Raw genomic sequence first — 1,674 nt, forward strand, 5'->3', positions numbered from 1 at the left:
AAGCACCGCAGAGTGCCCAAGCCCGCACCAAACATTCCTCGGGGATTTTTTATACATTATCAACACTCCATATTTTTAGAGACATATCTGTAAATTCCTTTGTCCTGTTCTCTATCTTTTCTTCGTTCCACACTTTATCTCCCTGATCAAATTTCTCTACAATGTCTTTAGTAATTAGTAAATCCGCATAATGTCTTATCCCTTTTTTTCTTCCTTCACCATTTATTTTACGCTCAAAATCATAATTACGAAGAGAGGCATTAAGCCTACTTCTTAATAGAGTCATGTTGCCAAGCCAATATAATTTTTCTTCTCTATCCTTTTCTTTCTCTATCTCAGTTAAACTATTATTCGGATGTGGTACCTTATCAAAATTCCAATGTTCTCTCCACTTTATTGGCATAATATGCTCAAGACTATATGTATATTTTAATTCTAATATATCACTTCTTTTCTCTTCATAGCGACGATATACCTCTATCCAAAACAAAATTAAGGAAGCCAGCTTATTAGGAACTTTTTTAAGACCTGTTTCAATATCTTTTTTAGTTATTTTTCCTAATTCTTTTTCCAGATTTGTGGAATCTTTTATGAATTGCTTGACAAGTTTATTATAATTTTTAATTGGAACTTTCTGGACAACAGCATTATAAATAACAAAGTTCTCAAGGGCTCTGAGACATTCTTTCTGTTTGGCTTCATCTTCACTTTTTATAATATAAAGAATGAACGGATGAAAAGTTGATATGTCTAAAATACTTAATATGTGAAGCAATCGCTTTTTAACGCCATCAAGATCATTACTGAAAGAAAAAAGATCGGATTTGTCGAAATCGTAAATGTTCTCTTCATATATTTTGGCATACTCAATTATTTTAGCAATAAAATTCTTAATCTCTTCTGTCGTCTTGAATTCTTCTATTTTTTTCTTGTACAGTTTTGATAGATCTGACAAAGTATGTTTATCGGGATCATAGAAACCTTCTATAACTGCGACAGAGTGTAAAAGAATTTCAATATTTTGTCTTTTTAATCTACCTGTTGTTAATTCTTTTTCCCAATACATTAAAGTATCTTCGTCTTCCGAGAAAACTTTTTCCCATGTTTCTCTATACGTTTTGATTGCTTCTGATCTTCCAGATAGCTCAATTAATTTTTTAAATAAAGCGTTTTTGACTATTTCAGCGGAAGTAAGTCTAACACCAGCAGTATTTAAAGTATCAAATATTGATTGCTCATCATCTCTTTCCTCTAAATCTATTACAACTAACATTTTGTTATCTGAGTCAAGTATTTTATTCAGAAGTTTTTTCCTCTCTTCCTCGCTCATATTTTCAAATATTTCTCTAAAAAATTTGTAACATTTCAGTATCCTACGACTTTTTTCATTAATTTGGCTTAAATCAATAGTCTCGGATTCTTTTATAACTTTCTTGTAACTTTCAGAATCCACAAGAGAGTGTTCTATTCTTATTTCACCATAATCTGGAGAGGTGTAATCTTTTTTAAAGAATAGAATTTTGAATATTGTATCTCTCACATTTTGCTTTATATCTTCAGGAAAAGAATCGTAGAGAGCTTTCAAAAGTATTGAAATTGTAGTTAATCTTTGCTGTCCATCTATAACTTCAAGTTCTTTAGCTTTCCCACTTACTGGTGGAAGTTGTTTAAGTA

Annotated in this window: 1 protein-coding gene; it reads right to left on the reverse strand. The window is 30.8% G+C overall.

The window, feature by feature from the left end; translation table 11 throughout:
- Window positions 1-49: 49 nt before the first annotated feature.
- Window positions 50-1,674: DUF262 domain-containing protein (locus J7J33_04365; GenBank protein MCD6168523.1), on the reverse strand; the 1,625-nt coding region annotated here is incomplete at its 5' end.

It is taken from the genome of Caldisericia bacterium, assembly GCA_021158845.1.
In the GTDB taxonomy this organism is placed as follows: domain Bacteria; phylum Caldisericota; class Caldisericia; order B22-G15; family B22-G15; genus B22-G15.